We start from the raw sequence: 1,148 nt of genomic DNA, 5'->3' as shown, positions 1-1,148 counted from the left end.
CCTTGCTAATAATTTTCATTAACTTCAAGGGCCCTCTCAGGCAAAGGGAAGGATTGGTGTTCCGCCCCCCTACCCGTTGGCAACCGCCAAGAGCTCCGAGAAAAAGAGATGGGATTTTGCTGAGTGGGTGGACAGTTAAAGGAAACCTTAAAATCCCAAGCCCAGTCATCAGCCTCTACTAGGATTTAAATAATAAAATTTCTCATTAAGGAGGAGATTATGGCAGCACAGCAAGCTCCGGCCCAAGAGCTGTTTAGAGAGGCCTTTGAGAATCGCTACACCTGGGATGAGGACTTTCCTGGCTACCGAGCTGAGATAGCCTACTTTCCCAAAGAAGGTGACAGCAGCCTCTCCTTCTCAGGAGTTGTGAGTATTGACTGCAACATGAAGATTGATGTTGCCGGCGTCGAGGACGAGGAGATCCGCCAGAAAATAAGGGAACAGATGTGGGAAATCATGGTGCATCGCGTTCGTCATTCCTTCGACGAAGAACACGGTGGCCACACCTTTGTCTATGGAGAGCCACAAAATTCAGACATCACTGAAGTTCTTGTTTCGGGCTTATCTTCTACCGATAGGTACTGGGTTCAGGGCAAGCACATTCAAAGGGTGCATCGCCATCTTGCCAATCGGACAATTACAGTCTCAGTTCAAGAGTTTTACGATACAGGTGAGGGCTACCTACCCACTCACTACACTGCTGAGTATTGTAGCCCAGGAACCGAAGAAAAAACTCAAGCAAAGATGATCTATGAAGATCGTTATCAAAAAATAGGTCGGTATTGGATTCTAGTTGAGAGAAGAATTTGGGAAGAGCAGGATGGCAAAAAAAGTGCATCGCCTCAGCTTTTCCTCTTCTCAAATATTCGATTTTTCGAATAGCTGGGAAAATAAGTTTTCTCTTTGCGGCTGTGAGCATCTCTTATAATAGAAGGTGATGAGGTGCTCACAGCCAAGCTCAAAACAGATGGCCACAGGGTATCTTTTTTAGAGTTATCTATGACTAAGCTGGACTTAAAAAATGTACCTGGACACCAAGTACTGGCTGCGGCAGGTAAAAAGGCACTTCGACCGGGGGGCTTTGGCGCCACCGAACGGCTCTTCAAGTTTGCCGAGTTCCGTCGAGGAGAAACAGTGCTAGAGCTTGC

The 1,148-nt window shown here is 46.9% G+C and carries 1 protein-coding gene; it reads left to right on the top strand.

The window, feature by feature from the left end; genetic code table 11:
- The first annotated feature begins 219 nt into the window (after positions 1 to 219).
- Positions 220 to 882: a DUF3386 domain-containing protein gene (locus tag NW853_RS08140; protein WP_414336167.1), complete on the top strand. Its 663-nt coding sequence runs from the start codon at positions 220 to 222 to the stop codon at positions 880 to 882.
- Positions 883 to 1,148 lie beyond the last annotated feature (266 nt).

The organism is Synechococcus sp. H55.11 (assembly GCF_047462475.1).
GTDB lineage: Bacteria > Cyanobacteriota > Cyanobacteriia > Thermostichales > Thermostichaceae > Thermostichus.
Note: the sequence above shows the minus strand (reverse complement) of the source record. Positions and strands in the feature narration are given on the sequence as shown.

Excerpts from the sequence above, each read along its gene's own strand:
- NW853_RS08140 (WP_414336167.1), top strand. The coding sequence starts at position 220 with ATGGCAGCACAGCAAGCTCCGGCCCAAGAGCTGTTTAGAGAGGCCTTT.